This window comes from Novosphingobium sp. 550D (assembly GCF_057401885.1).
This window is the reverse complement of sequence record NZ_CM171613.1, coordinates 2,276,515-2,291,745: the sequence shown is the minus strand read 5'-3', so window position 1 is coordinate 2,291,745 and position 15,231 is coordinate 2,276,515. Positions and strand designations below refer to the sequence as shown.

Here is a 15,231-nt window from a genome sequence, read left to right as displayed (position 1 = left end):
CGCGGGCCTTAGGCCATCATGCGCCCTTGCGCCACCCCTCCAGCATTCGCGTGGCCAATGCCCGTCCCGAGAGCCACGCCGCCTCTACGCCATTGCCGCCCAGCCAGTCGCCGCAAGCGCCCAGCTGGATCTGCGGGTTCCACAGGGCAAATTGGGTCGAGGCGGGATTGTCGCTGGGAAGGGCAAATCGCCAACGATGCGCCTGCATGAATACAGGCTTTGGCAAAGCATCATCCACCATATCGCCAAATTGTGAAAGCAACGCCCCCGCCACATCCTCGGCCGCATCTTCCAGATGCTGCGCGCTCCATTGCGAGGTGGCGTGGACCACCCAGGTCTCGCCCCCGCCCCGCCCCGGCTTGGCCCCGTTGCGCAGGGCAAGGTCAATGCCACCCTTGGCCGAAATGACATCAGGCGCGGCAAGGATACGGTCAAAGGCAAACATCCCCGTCCACACCGGAACCGAGCGCACAGACGCCGCCACACGTGCCATGTTGAAATCATACAGCCCGGCCAGAAGCGCAGCCTGTTCAGCCGGCAAAGCCAAAAGGATCGCATTAAAGGGGCCATAGGGTTTATCACCCGCGTTCAACCACCAATCCCCGGCATGGAGCAGCGATGTGATCTGAACCCCAAAGCGCACATCATGCCCTTCGGCCGCATGGCGGACCAGCGCATTCATGCCCGGCACGCCCACCCAGTGCTGTCCATCGGGGTTGGGCCAGCGGGCAACCACGCCGCGCTTTTCCCATTGAGTCATCGCCGCGATGAAACCTTCGTCCCGCGCCGAAAACCACGGCGCGCCATGATCAAATTGCCAGTGGCCATCGTCCACTCGCCGGGTGGACAACCGCCCGCCCGCCGCCCGCCCCTTGTCGAACAGGGTCACGGTGTGCCCTTGCCCGACCAACAGATCGGCCGCGCAGAGGCCGGCCATTCCGGCGCCGATGATACCGATCTGCATTGATTGAAACTCCAAAACAATTACTATAAAATCATCAGGCTTATATTTGAATGAACATCAAATTAAACAAAAACAATATGGCAGATTATTTACACACAACACAATGGCATTGAATGTTTTGAACAACAAGCCTGTTCCGTGCGAAACGCTTGGAAAACTGGGCAAACTGCCCTAAAGTGCGTGTATGTCACCTGACGAAATGATCCAGCTAAGCCCGATTCCTGCTGTTATCAGCGATCCAAGGCAACCCGATAACCCGATTATCGCATGCAATGAGGCATTTCTCGACCTGACCGGCTATTCTCGGCAAGAAGTGATCGGGCGCAATTGCCGGTTTCTGCGTGGGCCGGATACTGAAAGCGAACTGACCGAAGTCTTGCGCGACGCAATCCGCAAAAGCCAACCCGCCATTGTCGAGATCCGCAATTATAAAAAAGACGGCACGCCTTTTCGTAATGCCGTGATGATTGCGCCAATATTCGATACCGACGGCGGCGTTGAATATTTCCTCGGCTCGCAGGTCGAGGTTGCCGAAACCGGCGGCCAAACCCGCGAACAGGCGCTTGAACGCGTCAACACCCTTCCCCCGCGTCAACGTCAGATTCTGATCGAAATGGCTGCGGGCAAGCTGAACAAGCAGGTTGCATGGGAATTGGGCCTGTCGGAACGCACGATCAAGATGCACCGTTCGGCCATGTTCAAAACCTTGGGCGTGCGTTCCAGCGCCGAAGCCATCCGTGTGGCGGTCGAAGCGGGGCTGTAACGCCCCGCCCTATGGTTCTACCGCGCCCTTGAACGCCGCGCCCATATCCACCGTCGCGCGATAGGTCGGCGCGAAGCGGGCCTTGGCCGCCTGTTCATAGACATAGCCCGCGCCCAGCAATTTACCCTCTTCATAGGGCCGCGCGATAAAGGACAGGCCCACCGGCAATCCGCCCACCAGCCCCATCGGCACGGTCAGATGCGGATAGCCCGACACCGCCGGAAGCCCGCTGGCCGACGGCCCGCGCCCTTGGTCGGTATAGATCGGGTCGATCAACCACGCTGGCCCCGTTGTCGGCTGCACCAGAATATCGGCCTTGGCCAACATCACATCCAACCCTTCGCGCGCGGCCAGCCGGAGCGATTTCGCCCGCGCGCCCAGATATTCGGCGTCATTTACCCCGCGCGTCGTCTCGGCCTCTTCAAAACTTTCCTGCGCGAACAACGGCATTTCCGCCGCCGCATTCGCCTTGTTAAACGCAATCACCTCGGCCAGACTGCGCGTCTTGACCGCTGTGGTCGACGTAAACAGGTAAGCGTTGAGATCGGCCTTCAACTCTGTGCGCAACACATCATGTTCGGCCTGACTCAACCCTTCCAAAGCGGGCCGCTGCACCTCGACCAATTCGGCCCCTTGCGCTTTCAGCACTTCCAGCGCGGCGTCAAACCGCTGGGCCAAGGCGGCGATCATCACCGGGCGGTAATAGGCGATCCGCACCCCTTTCAGACTGGCGCTGTCCAAGGCTACGGCGAAATCCTGTTTGTGGGTATCGGCATCGGCGGTGGCGGGATCACGTTCATCACGCCCCACCATGGCGGAAAACAGCATGGCCACATCACGCACGCTGCGCGCCATTGGGCCAGGGGTGTCCTGGCTGTGGCTGATGGGCACGACATGGGTGCGGCTTACCAAGCCCACGGTCGGTTTCAACCCCACCAACCCATTGAGCGAGGACGGGCACACCACCGACCCATCGGTTTCCGTGCCCAATCCGCCCGCGCCAAAACTGGCCGCGACGCCCGCGCCCGTGCCGCTGGACGATCCGCAGGGGCTGCGGTCCAGTGCATAGGGGTTGCGCACCTGTCCGCCCATACCGCTCCACCCCGAAATCGAGTGGTTGGAGCGAATATTGGCCCATTCCGAAAGGTTCGTCTTGGCAAGGATCACGGCCCCCGCCCCGCGCAGCAAAGCCACAACCGGCGCGTCACGCCCGCTGACATTGTCACGCAGCGCCAGACTGCCCGCCGTGGTGGCAACAGGGTCCTGCGTCTCGATATTGTCCTTGATCAGGATGGGCACACCATCAAGCGGCCCCAAAGCCTTGCCCGCCTTGCGCCGCGCGTCCGATGCGCGGGCCTGTGCGATGGCGTCCGGGTTCACCGCCAGAATGGCGCGCAATTGCGGCCCCTTGCGGTCCATCGCGGCGATGCGTTCCAGATAAGCGGCGGTCACACCCTCGCTGCTGATCGTCCGATTGGCCAATTGGGCGGAAATTTCCGACAGCGGCACTTCCTCCACCGTGGTTGCCGCCTGTGCAGAGGGCGCGATCACGGCGGCCCATGCGATCCAGTGAAATTTCATCTCGCCCCCTTTGGTTCGCGTCAAAGTCTATCCCAACAAAGCACAGGCGCAATGCGTCAATTGGGCAAAGTTGGTGGCTCAGGCTGGCACCGCGGCGCGACAATCGCCATATGCCGATCCATGGACGATGCGCTTCCCACTTCCCGCCCGCTGACCTTGGCTGAAAAAGGCCTTGTGGCAGATATGTTCGGGGATGCGGTCGATCCCGGTCCGGTGCGGGTGCATCGCCGCCGATGGTGGTGGCTTCAACCGCGCAATGTGGTGATGGCGCCGCGCGGATCGCTGCATTTCCATCCCGAAAGCCCGCTCTGGCACCCCTGTTTCGGCCATGGCACATTGGCGGCGCAAGGGCTGTTCATCCACGAAATGGCCCATGTTTGGCAGCATCAGGCGGGCATCAACCTGCTCCTCCGACGGCTGCCCTTCTGTCGATACGATTACGATTTGCACCCGGCCAGAACCTTTGCCGATTACAATATTGAGCAACAAGCCGAAATCATCCGCCACACATTCCTGCTGCGCCATGGTGCGCAATGGGAAGATGCACCGCGCCTTGCCGATCTGGAACGGCTGATACCTTTTGGCCGGGGCAAATAGCGTATCGCGCGGGGCTTGACCCGGCCCGATCCTGGCTGTTCATTCGGCATCAGGATCGGTGTCAGGGGGAACTTGCTTGGCCGCGCAGGATAATCAGCTTCAGGCCGCCTTGAAATCGCGCCATGTCTCGATGATTGCCATCGGGGGCATCATCGGTGCGGGGCTTTTCGTCGGATCGTCCAGTTCGATTGCGCAAGTCGGCCCGGCAGTGGTCATGTCCTATGCCTTGGCCGGGACGGTGGTTTTGATGGTCATGCGGATGATGGCCGAAATGGCCGCCCTGCGCCCCGGCCTTGGTGCGTTCACCGAACTGGTGCGCGATGTGCTGGGGCCGCGCGCGGGGTTCATTTGCGGCTGGCTCTATTGGTATTTCTGGGTCATCGTCGTGCCGATCGAGGCGATTGCAGGGGCCAAGATCCTGCATTTATGGATCGACGCGCCGGTCTGGGCGATTGGCGTCGCTTTGCTGGGCATGTTGACGGGGGTGAACCTGATGTCCACCCGGTCCTATGGCGAGTTTGAATATTGGTTCTCGCTGATGAAGGTGATCGCCATTGTCGCCTTTATCGCGATTGCCGGGGTCTGGGTCTTTGGCCTGACATCGCCCACCGGCCCGACGTGGAGCAACCTGAGCGCCCATGGCGGCTTTGCCCCAAAGGGGTGGGGCGCGGTTCTGGCGGGCACGGCCAGCGTGATCTTTGCCCTGACGGGGGCGGAAATCGCGACCGTGGCGGCGGCCGAATCGCATGAACCGGCCCGCACCATCGCCCGCATCACCAGCAGCGTGGCGGCCCGGATCATCCTGTTTTACGTGCTTTCGCTGCTGTTGATCGTGGCGGTCATGCCGTGGACGGACATTGTGCCGGGAACGTCACCTTTTGCCATTGCCCTTGGCCACATGGCGATCCCCCATGCCGAGTTTCTGATGAACCTTGTCGTGCTGGTGGCGGTGCTCTCCTGCCTCAATTCGGGCATGTATGTGACCAGCCGCGTGCTGTTTGTACTGGCCGACAAGGGGGACGCCCCCGCATGGCTGGTGGCGGTGAACAAGCGCAAGGTGCCCGCCCGCGCCATCCTGATTGCCAGTCTTTTTGGCTATCTGGCGCTGGCCGCATCGGTGATCTCGCCCGAACTGGTGTTCTCTTTTCTGGTGAACGCATCGGGCGCGCTAATGCTGTTTGTCTATTTCGCCGTCGGTCTGGCCCAGATTATCCAGCGCCGCCGGATCGAGGCGGAGGGCCGTGAACAGATGCCCATCCGCATGTGGCTGTTCCCATGGCTTTCCTATGCCACGCTGGCCGCGATCCTGAGCATTCTGGTGGCGATGATGTTTGCCCCCGCCCGCCGGGTGGAATTGATCAGCAGCCTTGTCACGCTGGGCATTGCGGTTTCGCGTGGTGGCGAAACCGGCGCGCCTGATTTCAGGCCATCAGGGGCAATTTGCGCATCCTCTGACCCGTGGCGGCAAAGACCGCATTGGCCAAAGCCGGTGCCACCACCGCACAGGGCGGTTCGCCCATGCCGCCCGGATCGGCCTGACTCGGGATCAGGTGGATCGCGATGCGCGGCGCCTCATTCATGCGCAGGATGCGAAAGTCGTGGTAATTCGACTGCTCTGCCATCCCGCCCTTCATGGTGATTTCGCCGAACAGCGCCGCCGAAAGGCCGAACACCACCCCGCTCTCCACCTGCGCCTCTATGCCCAGAGGGTTGATCGCCAGCCCGCAATCCACCGCAACCGTCACACGCGGCACGCTGATCTGTCCCTCATCCACCTTGGCCTCGACCACCGCGGCAATATGCGTGCCCCATAGTTTCAGCACGGCCATCCCCATACCATGCCCCGGCGGCAAGGCGCGGCCCCATCCGGCCTCTTTCGCGGCGCGGGTCAAGACGGCACGGCTGCGCGCATCCTCCATCAGGGCCAGCCGATAGGCCAGCGGATCCGCCCCCGCGCCATGGGCCAGCTCATCGATAAAGCTTTCCACCACAAAGCATGAGCGCAAGCCGCCCACCCCGCGCCACCAACTGGTCGGGACCGCGCTTTCCACCTGTTGAAACGTGACGTGATGGGCCGGGACGGCATAGGGCATTTCCACAGCGCCTTCGATCGCATCGCCATCCACGCCCTTGAACCCGTCGCCCATCAAACGGGCCATAATCGATGAACCGGCGATGCGGTGTTCCCATGCAACGGGCCGCCCCTTTTCATCGACCTTCGCGCTGATCCGGTCGGCATAGGCAGGGCGAAACATGTCGTGCTGGACATCTTCCTCGCGGCTCCACACCAGTTTGACAGGATAGGGTACAGCCCGCCCCAATTCGACTGCGCGCAGCACCATGTCGGTTTCCAGACGTCGCCCGAAACCCCCGCCCATTTGAAAGTTGTGAAAAGTAACTTTCTCCTCACCGATCCCCAAAGCCTTGGCCGCATCGCTCCGCGCCTGAGACGGCACCTGCGACCCGGACCAGATTTCGCAGCCTTTTTCCGTGACATGGATGGTGCAGGCCAAAGGCTCCATCGCGGCATGGGCCAGAAATGGCTGGTGATAGGTGGCGGAAATTTCGCGCCCATGCGCGGCTTTCAGGTCGCCCTGTGACTTGGCCGAATGGCCGGGCCGTTCCAGCGCGGCGTCAAGATCGGCGACAATCGCGCCCTGTTCGGCCGGTTTTGGCCCCGCCGCCCATTGCACATTGGCCGCCACATAGCCTTGTATCGCGGCCCAATAATGATCGGCCACGACAAAAACGACGTCGCGCCCCTTCACCACTTTGACCACGCCCGGCACGGCCAGCGCCGCCTTTTCATCCAACCCCGCCAGCATGCCGCCATAGATCGGGCATTGCGCCAGCGTCGCGACCTTCATCCCCGGCAGACGGAAATCGATGCCGAATTGCGTCGCGCCGGTGATCTTGGCGCGGCTGTCCATCCGGCGCGTGGGCTTTCCGATCAGGCGCAGGTTCTGGCGCAGGGGGGCGTCCTTGGGCAAAACCGCCCCGGCGATCAGTTCTCCCATGGGGATACGCCGTTTGCCCGACACCACCGCACCGTCGACCAAATCGCACAGGCCCGGCGCAACACCCCATTGCCGCGCCGCTGCCTCAATCAAAGCCACGCGCGCACGGGCGGCGGCCTGCCGCATCGGCTTGTACACTTCGCGGATAGAGGTCGAACCGCCGGTTTCCTGAATGATCGGCGCAAATCGGGCCGCGTCGCCATCGGGGATGCTGACCCGCACCTTGTCCAGACCGACGCCGATCTCCTCGGCCACCAGCATGGAGAGCGAGGTGATCACCCCCTGCCCCATCTCGGTCTTGGGCAAGGCCAGTTCCACGCCCTGCGCCGTAATCGAGATATAGCCATTGGCCGCCAGCATCCCGCCACCACCGGCCCCGCGCGCAACCGGCACCACCAAGGCCGCGCCAACCGCCGCCGCGCCCTGCAACATGGTGCGGCGTGAAATTCCACCCTCGCTCATTTTACGCCTCCCGCCGCCAGTTTCACCGCCTTGCGAATGCGCGGATAGGTGCCGCAACGGCACAGATTACCGCTCATCCCTTCGTCAATCGCGGCATCATCGGGTTTGGGATTGGCCTTCAACAGCGCGCAGGCCGCGATCAATTGCCCCGGTTGGCAATATCCGCATTGGACCACATCAACCTCATCCCACGCCTTTTGCAGCGCGGCGCCCTGGGGATCATCGCCCAGCCCCTCGATCGTGGTGACATCCTGTCCGATCACCGCGCGCAAAGGCGTCTGGCAACTGAAATAGCGTTGCCCACCGATCAACACGCCGCAGGCCCCGCAAAGCCCGACGCCGCAACCGAATTTCGTGCCCGTCATGCCGACTATATCGCGCAAAACCCACAAGAGCGGCACATCCGCGGCACTGTTGTCCACGCTGTGTTTTTGCCCATTCACACTCAAGATGATCGGCATGACAATTCCCCCTTGGGGCGGATGCTAAACCAAGGCGCATAAGGGCGAAAATACGCAAAGTTGGCGCGGGTTTGCCTCTTTGCCGCGGCGCGTCCTTCTGCAATGATCGCGCGCCTGTTTGATCGAGGGGGAATGTTACCATGCGCCGCAAATTGAGCCTGCCCATGGCCGGAATGGTCACACTTTCCGCCCTGATCGCCGCACCCGCCGTCGCCGCGCCGGTAAAAGCAGCCGCGGGGCCAGTCGCCTTTCTGGGGGGCGTGATGGCCGATGCGGCCAATGCCGATGTGTTGAACAAGCGCTGCGACACGATCCTTGCCGAAGTCACCCGGCGGCAGAAGCAGTTGGAGGCGGAAAAGGGGCCGGCAACGCTAGCCACGCTGCAACGCTATGATGACCTGTCGCAGGTTCTGTCGGGCGGCGCTGGTGAATATGGCCTCTATCGCGAAGTCATGGCCGATGCCGCGCGGCGCGATGCCGGGGCGGCGTGTGAGGTGCGCCTGTCACAAGCGGGCAATGCCCTGTCCCTGTCGCGCCCGATGTATGACCGGTTGAAAGCCATTCCGCAAAAGGGCCTGGACGCGCCGACGCAACTCTATCTGACCCGGACCTTGCAAGGGTTTGAGCGGTCAGGCGTGGCCTTGCCCGAAAAACAGCGCGAGGAAGCACGCAAATTGTCCGACCGGATTTCCGAGGTCGGCACGGCGTTTGAAAAGGCGATTGCCGATGGCCGCCGCACGGTTTCGGCCACACCCGACGAATTGTCCGGCATGCCCGCCGATTTCATAGCCAGCCACAAGCCCGGCGCGGATGGCAAAATCACCCTGTCCACCGATTACACCGACATCGTGCCGGTCATGGGCTATGCGCGATCCGAAGACCTGAAAAAGCGGTTGTATGAGGCCAATGTCACGCGAGCCTATCCGGAAAATGACGCGCGGCTGACCGAAATCCTCAACCTGCGTCAACAACTGGCCACGCTTCTGGGCCGCCCGAACCATGCGGCGCTGGTGCTGGAAGACAAGATGCTGGATACGCCCGCCAAGGTGGATGGCTTGCTGTCCGACATGGCGGCGGTCGCGCGGCCGGTCGGGATGCGCGACTATGACCGCAAATTGAAACTGTGGCAGGGCGACCATCCCGGCGCGACATCCTATGGCGCGTGGAACAACAATTTCCTGACCAATCAGGTGGCCAAGGCCGATTATGCCTTCGACCGATCGGCACTGCGCCCCTATTTCGCGTATAATCGGGTGCGCGACGGCATTCTGGCGCTGACGCAGGAATTGTTCGACGTGACCATCCGTCCGTGGAAAACGGCGGTGTGGGACAAGGATGTCGAAGCCTATGAAATGGTCGAAAAGGGACAGGTCATTGGCCGCTTCTATTTCGATTCCCACCCCCGCCCCGGCAAATATGAACATGCCAATGCCGTCCCCCTACGTCCCGGAATAAGGGAGGCGGGCATAAAAGGCGTCAGCGTGCCCGTCGGCGCTTTGGTGATGAATGTGTCGACCGGCGGGGCCAATGGCGGATTGATGGAGCATCATGACGTGGAAACCTTCCTCCACGAATTCGGCCATATGCTGCACCACATCTTTGGCGGGCAATCGGCGCGCTGGGCCGGGCAAAGCGGGGTTTCGACCGAATGGGACTTTGTCGAGGCGCCTTCACAGATGCTGGAGGAATGGGTTTACGATTACGACACGCTCAAACGCTTTGCCATCAATGATGCGGGCGAGGTGATCCCGCGCGATCTGGTGGAAAAGATGAACCGGGCGCGTTACTTCGATCTGGGCATGCAGGATATGCGGCAATTGGGTTTCAGCAATATCTCGCTGGGCCTGCACAAAGGGCCCGCGCCCGCCGATCTGGGCGCGGCAACGCGGCGGCTGGACGGGGCCTATGCCATCCTGCCCCCGCCCGAATTTTCGCAATTTCAGGACAGTTTCGGCCATCTGGTCGGCTATTCGGCGGTCTATTACACCTATCGCTGGTCAAAGGTGATTGCGCTCGACCTTTTCAGCCAGTTTGCGAAGAACGGATTGCATGATCGGGCCACGGCCACGCGCTATCGCAATCTGGTGCTGGCGCCGGGGGGCAGCAAGCCGGCCGCGCAACTGGTGCAGGATTTTCTGGGCCGTCCGATCAGTCTGGACGCCTACAAGGCCGAATTGGCGAAAGATAAGTGAGCGGGGATAAGTGATGCGTTTCTGGTTCTTGCCGCTTCTGGCGCTTTCAACTCCGGCCATGGCCGCCGATCTGGAATCGCAAATCCGCGCCATCCTTGCCAAACCCGCCATCGAGGGCACCCGCTGGGGCGTCCGGGTCGAGGATAAGGAAGGCCATGTCATCGCCTCCATCGCGCCGGATGAAAGGTTTCAACCCGCATCGAACACCAAGGTCTTTGTGACGACCGCCGTGTTTGACGCCATGTCTCGCGCGCCCTTTCCCAATGCGGGCAATGGCGTGCGGATCGAGGAGGATCATGGCCGAAAGAATATCGTCATCGTCGGGCGCGGCGATGCGATGATGAAGGACACGCCCGATTGCGCGAAGGATTGCCTTGCCGCTCTGGCCGATGCAGTCGTAGCGGGTGGGGTCAAGCGCGTGGGCGATGTGATCGGTGACGATACTTTCATGCCTTATGACCGCTGGGTCATTTCGGATCGCATCCGGCCCGGCACGCGCACGCAAATCTCGGCGCTGACCATCAATGACAATGAATTGGTGATTCTGGCCAATCCGGGCGAGGCCGTGGGCGCGCCGGGCCGAGCCGCGCTGGAAATCAACGCGCCGGAAATGGAAATCATCAACCAGATCACCACCGGCCCCGCCGATTCCCGTGCCGAAGTCATGGTCGACATGGTTCCGGGCACGCGGCAGATCCGCCTGCTGGGCTCACTGCCCCTTGGCGGCAAGGAGCAGAGGCTGGATTTCGACATTGACGATCCGGCCGATTATGCCGCGATCCGTCTGGCCCAATTGCTGCGCGAACGCGGGGTAAAGGTTGCGGGCAAGCCCCGCGCCCGCCATGCGCCGATGGGGCCGGTGGATCTGATCCCGGCACCGGTCACGCCCGCCGCAACAGCGCCCGACCTTGCCACCCTCACCCCGCCTGATCTGATCGAGGATCTGACCATTACGTCAAAGGTCAGCCAGAACCTGCACGCCCATCTGTTCCTGAAAAAGCTGGCTTTGACGCAGGGCCTGCCGCCCACGACGCCCGCAGGCCGCATCGTGTTGAACCAGACCATCGCCCGCGCCGGACTGGCCGACTGGACGCATGATTTCTATGACGGATCTGGCCTCTCGCCCGACAATCGCATCACCCCGCGCGCAATGGTGCAATATCTGCACTGGGTCGATGCGCAACCTTGGGCGGCACAGTGGCGCAAGACCCTGCCCATCGGCGGGGTGGATGGCACGATTGGCCGCCGGATGAAAAACCCGCTTCTTCAGGGCAAGGTCTTTGCCAAGACCGGAACCCTGCTGGCCGCTAATGCGCTGGCCGGATATCTGACCACGGCCAGCGGGCGCGAACTGGTCTTTGCCATTTACGCCAATGACCGGCCTTCGGGCGCGCCTTCGGTTCTGCCCGCGATGGACGAGGCACTGGCGCTGATCGCATCGGCCAACTAACGGGCGTTTCATGAGTATCCATCAGCCGCAACGGCACCTTCACAGCCTGCACGCGATGCTGCTGGCGCTGGGCATGATCATGTCCACCGATGCGCTGAAAACCGCGCCGACGATTGTCGCCTCAATCGGCCACTGGAACTTCCTTGGCCTGTGGGTGGCGGGCGCAGTGATTTCGATCATCGGCGGATTGTCCTATGTCGAAATGGCCGCCGCCTTTCCCGATGCCGGGGGCGAATACAGCTTTATCCGCCGCGCATGGGGCGAAAGGGTGGGCACGCTTTACGCGTGGTCGCGCTTTGCCATCATGCATACCGGATGGGTCGCGCTGATGGCGCATCTGGCCGCGGACTATATTGGTGCGCCGCTGGGACTGGGCGCGGGCGGGCGGCTGATGCTCTCGGTCGGGCTGGTGATGGCGATGACGGGGTTGAACATCGCCCATGTCCGGCTGGGCTTTCTGACGCAGGCAGCGCTGGTGGTAATGGTCGCGCTGGGTTTCATCAGCGTCATTCTGGCGGGCGCAATTATGCCCGCCGCGCCCCTGATGCCCGACGCGCCGCGACCCGACATGGGCAAAATCGCCGTGGCGCTGATCTACATCTTCCTTGCCTATGGCGGGTGGAGCGATGCGGCCACCCTGTCGGCCGAGGTGCGATCCGGGCGGCGCGGTATGTTCATCGCCGTCATCGGATCGATCAGCCTGCTGGGCGTGATCTATGTCGCGCTCAACTGGGCGCTGATGCGGGGGCTGGGTGAACGTGCGCTGGCCTATTCCGTGGCCCCGGCGGCGGATCTGGCGCGCATGGCCTTTGGTTGGCCCGGACAAATGCTGATCATGGTGGTGGTGGGCATTTCGGCGGTGGCCAGTATCAATTCCACCATCATCGTTTGTGCGCGCACCACCTATGCGGCCGCCCGCGATCATCCCGGCCTTGGCCACCTTGCCCATTGGCATCCCACGCGCGGAACGCCAACGCGCGCGGCGCTGGCCGTGGGCGGGGTGTCGCTGTTGCTGACCCTGCTTTCCGCGCTGACAGGCAGCGGGTTTAATGCGATGGTGGATTACATGACGCCGGTCTACTGGCTGTTCATCGGCATGGGCATGGCCGCCGCGATCCGGTTGCGGATCATCCATCCCGATCTGCCCCGCCCGGTCAAGACGCCTCTGTTTCCGTTGTTCCCTGTGCTGTTCCTGATGCTGGCGGCCTATATGCTCTATGCCTCCTTTGTTCAGTTGGGGATGGGCGCGGTGTTTGGCGCGCTGGTTCTGGCGATGGGTGCGGGGCTGGACTTTCTTTTGCGCCGGCGCGCGCATGCATACGCAAAATAGCGCTTTAGCCCGGTCTTGGCGCGGTCATGTTGCCGTGCCAAAAGGCGCCATCCTTCTTTCAGGAGCAGAAAACATGAAACGCCTTTTGACCGCCGCCGCCCTCCTTGCCGCCCTGCCCGCCGCGGGCCACGCGCAGGATGTCACCCGCATCCCCGGCGGCGCGACCTCGCCCATTCTGGCGGGCGTGTTCGTTCCGGCCAAGGCCGACATGCTGATCCTGTCGGGTCAGGTCCCTGCGCCCGTCGTTCAGGGCGGCGCCCCCGACGCCATCGCCACCTATGGCGACACCAAGACGCAGGCGATCAGCACGTTCAAGAAAATCGAAGCCCTGCTCAAGGCGCAGGGTTATGAAATGTCGGACGTGATCAAGCTGACGGTGTTCCTGGTCGGCGATCCGGCCAATGGCGGCAAGCTGGACTTCAAGGGTTTCAACGAAGCCTATAGCCAGTTCTTCGGCACCGCCACCCAGCCCAACAAGTCGGCTCGTTCGGTGGTGCAGGTTGCCGCTCTTGCCGGTCCGGCCTTCTTGGTGGAAATCGAGGCGACCGCCGCCAAGACGCCCAAGAAGTAATCCGGCAAGAAGTAATCGACCCAACAAAAAAAGGGGCGGCGGGGATTTCCTCCCTGCCGCCCCTTTTTTGTGCCCGGTGGATTATTCCTTCGGCCCGGTCGGATCGACGATTTCGGGTGTCGGCACGGTAAAGACCCCCGCATGGCCCGCCGAAGCGCCCAGATCCTCGGACGAGGTCAGGCTGATCAGCCATGGCGAGAGCAAAAGGCCCAGCGCCAGCGGAGAAAGCCACCAGCCAAGGCTTGTGCTGTAGAAAAAGGCCGCGGCAAACAGAGCGCCCAATATCAGATGCTCGCGTAAGGACGGGATCAAGTCACGCACAGGCAAACGCCGCGCCTCACGCGCCTGTGTGTTCCAGCCCGACGGCACGCCCATCAACAGCGCCCCTAGCGCCTTGGTCTGGGTCACCATCGTCACCGGGGCCAGCAGGATGGACAAGACCACCTCCAACCCGACCGAGCGCAAAATGCCCCCCGCCCCGCCAAATTCACGCGAGCGTTTGGCATCCGACATCATCCACAAAACGCCCATCACCTTTGGCCCGAACAACAGCACCAGCGTCAACCACAGCACGTTGAGCGGCATACCGCCGCCCGCCTGCCATTCCCCCGCCGCGCCCATGCGCAGGATCGAGGTGATGACCAGCAGCAACCACCCCGGCGACGTCAGATAGGCCGAAGCGCCCAGCAACAGATGCAACCGGTGCGTGAGGCTCAATCCCGATGCGCCCAGCAATTGGAGATGTTGCAGATTGCCCTGCATCCAGCGCCGGTCGCGGATGGCGAAATCGACGATGCTGGGCGGGAATTCCTCGTAACTGCCGCCGATCATGATCATGTGAACGGCCCAGCCCCTGCGGCGCAGCAGGGCGGATTCGAACATGTCATGGCTCTGGATCGCCCCGCCAAAGGGCGGATTGCCCGGCAATTGCGGCAATCCGCAGCATTCGGCAAAGGCGCGCGTGCGCACAATCGCATTATGGCCCCAGAAATTGGCCTCCGACCCCGACCACCACAACAGCCCCGCCGAAGCGATCGGACCATAGGCCTCGCTGGCAAATTGCATCCAGCGCTGGAACAGGGTGCGCGCATTGGTAATCATCGGTACGGTCTGCAACAGGCCGACCGATGGACGCTCCTCCATGATAGCCGCCATGCCGACAATCGCATGGCCGCTCATCAAACTGTCGGCGTCCAGCACCAGCATATTCTCATAGGCCCCGCCAAAGCGTCGGACCCATTCGGCAATGTTGCCGGGTTTACGCTCGGTATTTTCCGTCCGGCGGCGGTAAAACAGGCGGATCGGCAGGCGCGGCGCCAGCTTGGCCCATGCCGCTTCCTCCAACGCGCCATGGTCGGGGCGAGAATCGCTCAGGATGAAATAGTCGATCCACGGACCGCCGCCCGATGCGGCAATCGAATGGCCCATCGCCTCGACGCGGGCAAAGACTTCCTCGACGCTTTCGTTATAGACAGGCATCAGGACGGCGGTGCGATGGCGCAACGCCTTGGCCGGACTGGGGATTTCGGTGAAACCGGGATGCTCGCCGCTGATCAGTTGCATAAAGCCGATCAGCGAGGTGACAAAGCCAAAAGCCACCCAGCTGAACAAAGGCACGAAACAGATCAGCAGCGCGACCTCGAACCAATCCAGCCCGTCGAGCGAGAATTGCACGCGCAGTTCGCTGGACGCGGCCAAACTCAAAACCGCCGTCAACAGCGCCAGCAAAAGCCGCTTCATCCCCATGCCGTGGGGGCGCGTCAAAACCTCGATCCGGCCCGGAGGATTGCCGAACAAATCCTGTACCGGCATCTCCAGCGGCGATTCCGGGGGGAGTTGGGGC

11 protein-coding genes and 1 pseudogene are annotated in these 15,231 nt (G+C 62.4%); 7 read left to right on the top strand and 5 right to left on the bottom strand.

The features are described from left to right. Positions 1-16 precede the first annotated feature (16 nt). Positions 17-964 carry an NAD(P)/FAD-dependent oxidoreductase gene (locus tag AC2S2E_RS10760; protein ID WP_476104893.1) on the bottom strand — a complete coding sequence of 316 codons (948 nt, stop codon included), beginning with the start codon at positions 962-964 and terminating at the stop codon, positions 17-19. 184 nt (positions 965-1,148) lie between these two features. On the opposite strand from AC2S2E_RS10760, the gene AC2S2E_RS10755 reads away from it, so the two are divergent. Beyond that, complete coding sequence (locus AC2S2E_RS10755; RefSeq protein ID WP_476104894.1) at positions 1,149-1,727, top strand: response regulator transcription factor; 579 nt, start codon at positions 1,149-1,151, stop codon at positions 1,725-1,727. 9 nt (positions 1,728-1,736) lie between these two features. On the opposite strand, the gene AC2S2E_RS10750 is transcribed toward AC2S2E_RS10755, so the two are convergent. Beyond that, positions 1,737-3,308, bottom strand: coding sequence for an amidase (locus AC2S2E_RS10750; RefSeq protein WP_486522326.1), 1,572 nt, complete (start codon positions 3,306-3,308; stop codon positions 1,737-1,739). Positions 3,309-3,428: 120 nt separating this feature from the next. On the opposite strand from AC2S2E_RS10750, the gene AC2S2E_RS10745 reads away from it, so the two are divergent. Next, complete coding sequence (locus AC2S2E_RS10745; RefSeq protein ID WP_486522325.1) at positions 3,429-3,905, top strand: vgr related protein; 477 nt, start codon at positions 3,429-3,431, stop codon at positions 3,903-3,905. 76 nt (positions 3,906-3,981) lie between these two features. Next, positions 3,982-5,544, top strand: coding sequence for an amino acid permease (locus AC2S2E_RS10740; RefSeq protein ID WP_486522324.1), 1,563 nt, complete (start codon positions 3,982-3,984; stop codon positions 5,542-5,544). Here the strand turns inward: AC2S2E_RS10740 and AC2S2E_RS10735 are convergent. Together AC2S2E_RS10735 and AC2S2E_RS10730 are read right to left on the bottom strand one after the other, a co-directional pair. Beyond that, positions 5,531-7,282: pseudogene (locus AC2S2E_RS10735) on the bottom strand (xanthine dehydrogenase family protein molybdopterin-binding subunit); the annotation flags it as partial. The gene AC2S2E_RS10740 and the pseudogene AC2S2E_RS10735 overlap by 14 nt on opposite strands. A 98-nt stretch (positions 7,283-7,380) precedes the next feature. Next, positions 7,381-7,845: a (2Fe-2S)-binding protein gene (locus AC2S2E_RS10730; RefSeq protein ID WP_486522323.1), complete on the bottom strand. Its 465-nt coding sequence runs from the start codon at positions 7,843-7,845 to the stop codon at positions 7,381-7,383. Between the two features lie 140 nt (positions 7,846-7,985). On the opposite strand from AC2S2E_RS10730, the gene AC2S2E_RS10725 reads away from it, so the two are divergent. The 4 genes from AC2S2E_RS10725 to AC2S2E_RS10710 all read left to right on the top strand — a co-directional run bounded on the left by AC2S2E_RS10725 (position 7,986) and on the right by AC2S2E_RS10710 (position 13,388). Then, positions 7,986-10,037, top strand: a complete 2,052-nt coding sequence (locus AC2S2E_RS10725) for a M3 family metallopeptidase (protein ID WP_486522322.1) — start codon at positions 7,986-7,988, stop codon at positions 10,035-10,037. A gap of 13 nt (positions 10,038-10,050) precedes the next feature. After that, positions 10,051-11,487, top strand: coding sequence for a D-alanyl-D-alanine carboxypeptidase/D-alanyl-D-alanine endopeptidase (gene dacB, locus AC2S2E_RS10720; protein WP_486522321.1), 1,437 nt, complete (start codon positions 10,051-10,053; stop codon positions 11,485-11,487). 10 nt (positions 11,488-11,497) lie between these two features. Then, complete coding sequence (locus tag AC2S2E_RS10715) at positions 11,498-12,817, top strand: APC family permease (RefSeq protein ID WP_486522320.1); 1,320 nt, start codon at positions 11,498-11,500, stop codon at positions 12,815-12,817. Positions 12,818-12,890: 73 nt separating this feature from the next. Then, positions 12,891-13,388 (top strand): RidA family protein, encoded by a 498-nt coding sequence (locus AC2S2E_RS10710; RefSeq protein WP_476104911.1) that lies wholly within the window; start codon positions 12,891-12,893, stop codon positions 13,386-13,388. Positions 13,389-13,469: 81 nt separating this feature from the next. Here the strand turns inward: AC2S2E_RS10710 and mdoH are convergent, their stop codons facing one another. After that, positions 13,470-15,200: a glucans biosynthesis glucosyltransferase MdoH gene (mdoH, locus tag AC2S2E_RS10705; protein WP_486524584.1), complete on the bottom strand. Its 1,731-nt coding sequence runs from the start codon at positions 15,198-15,200 to the stop codon at positions 13,470-13,472. Positions 15,201-15,231: the final 31 nt, after the last annotated feature.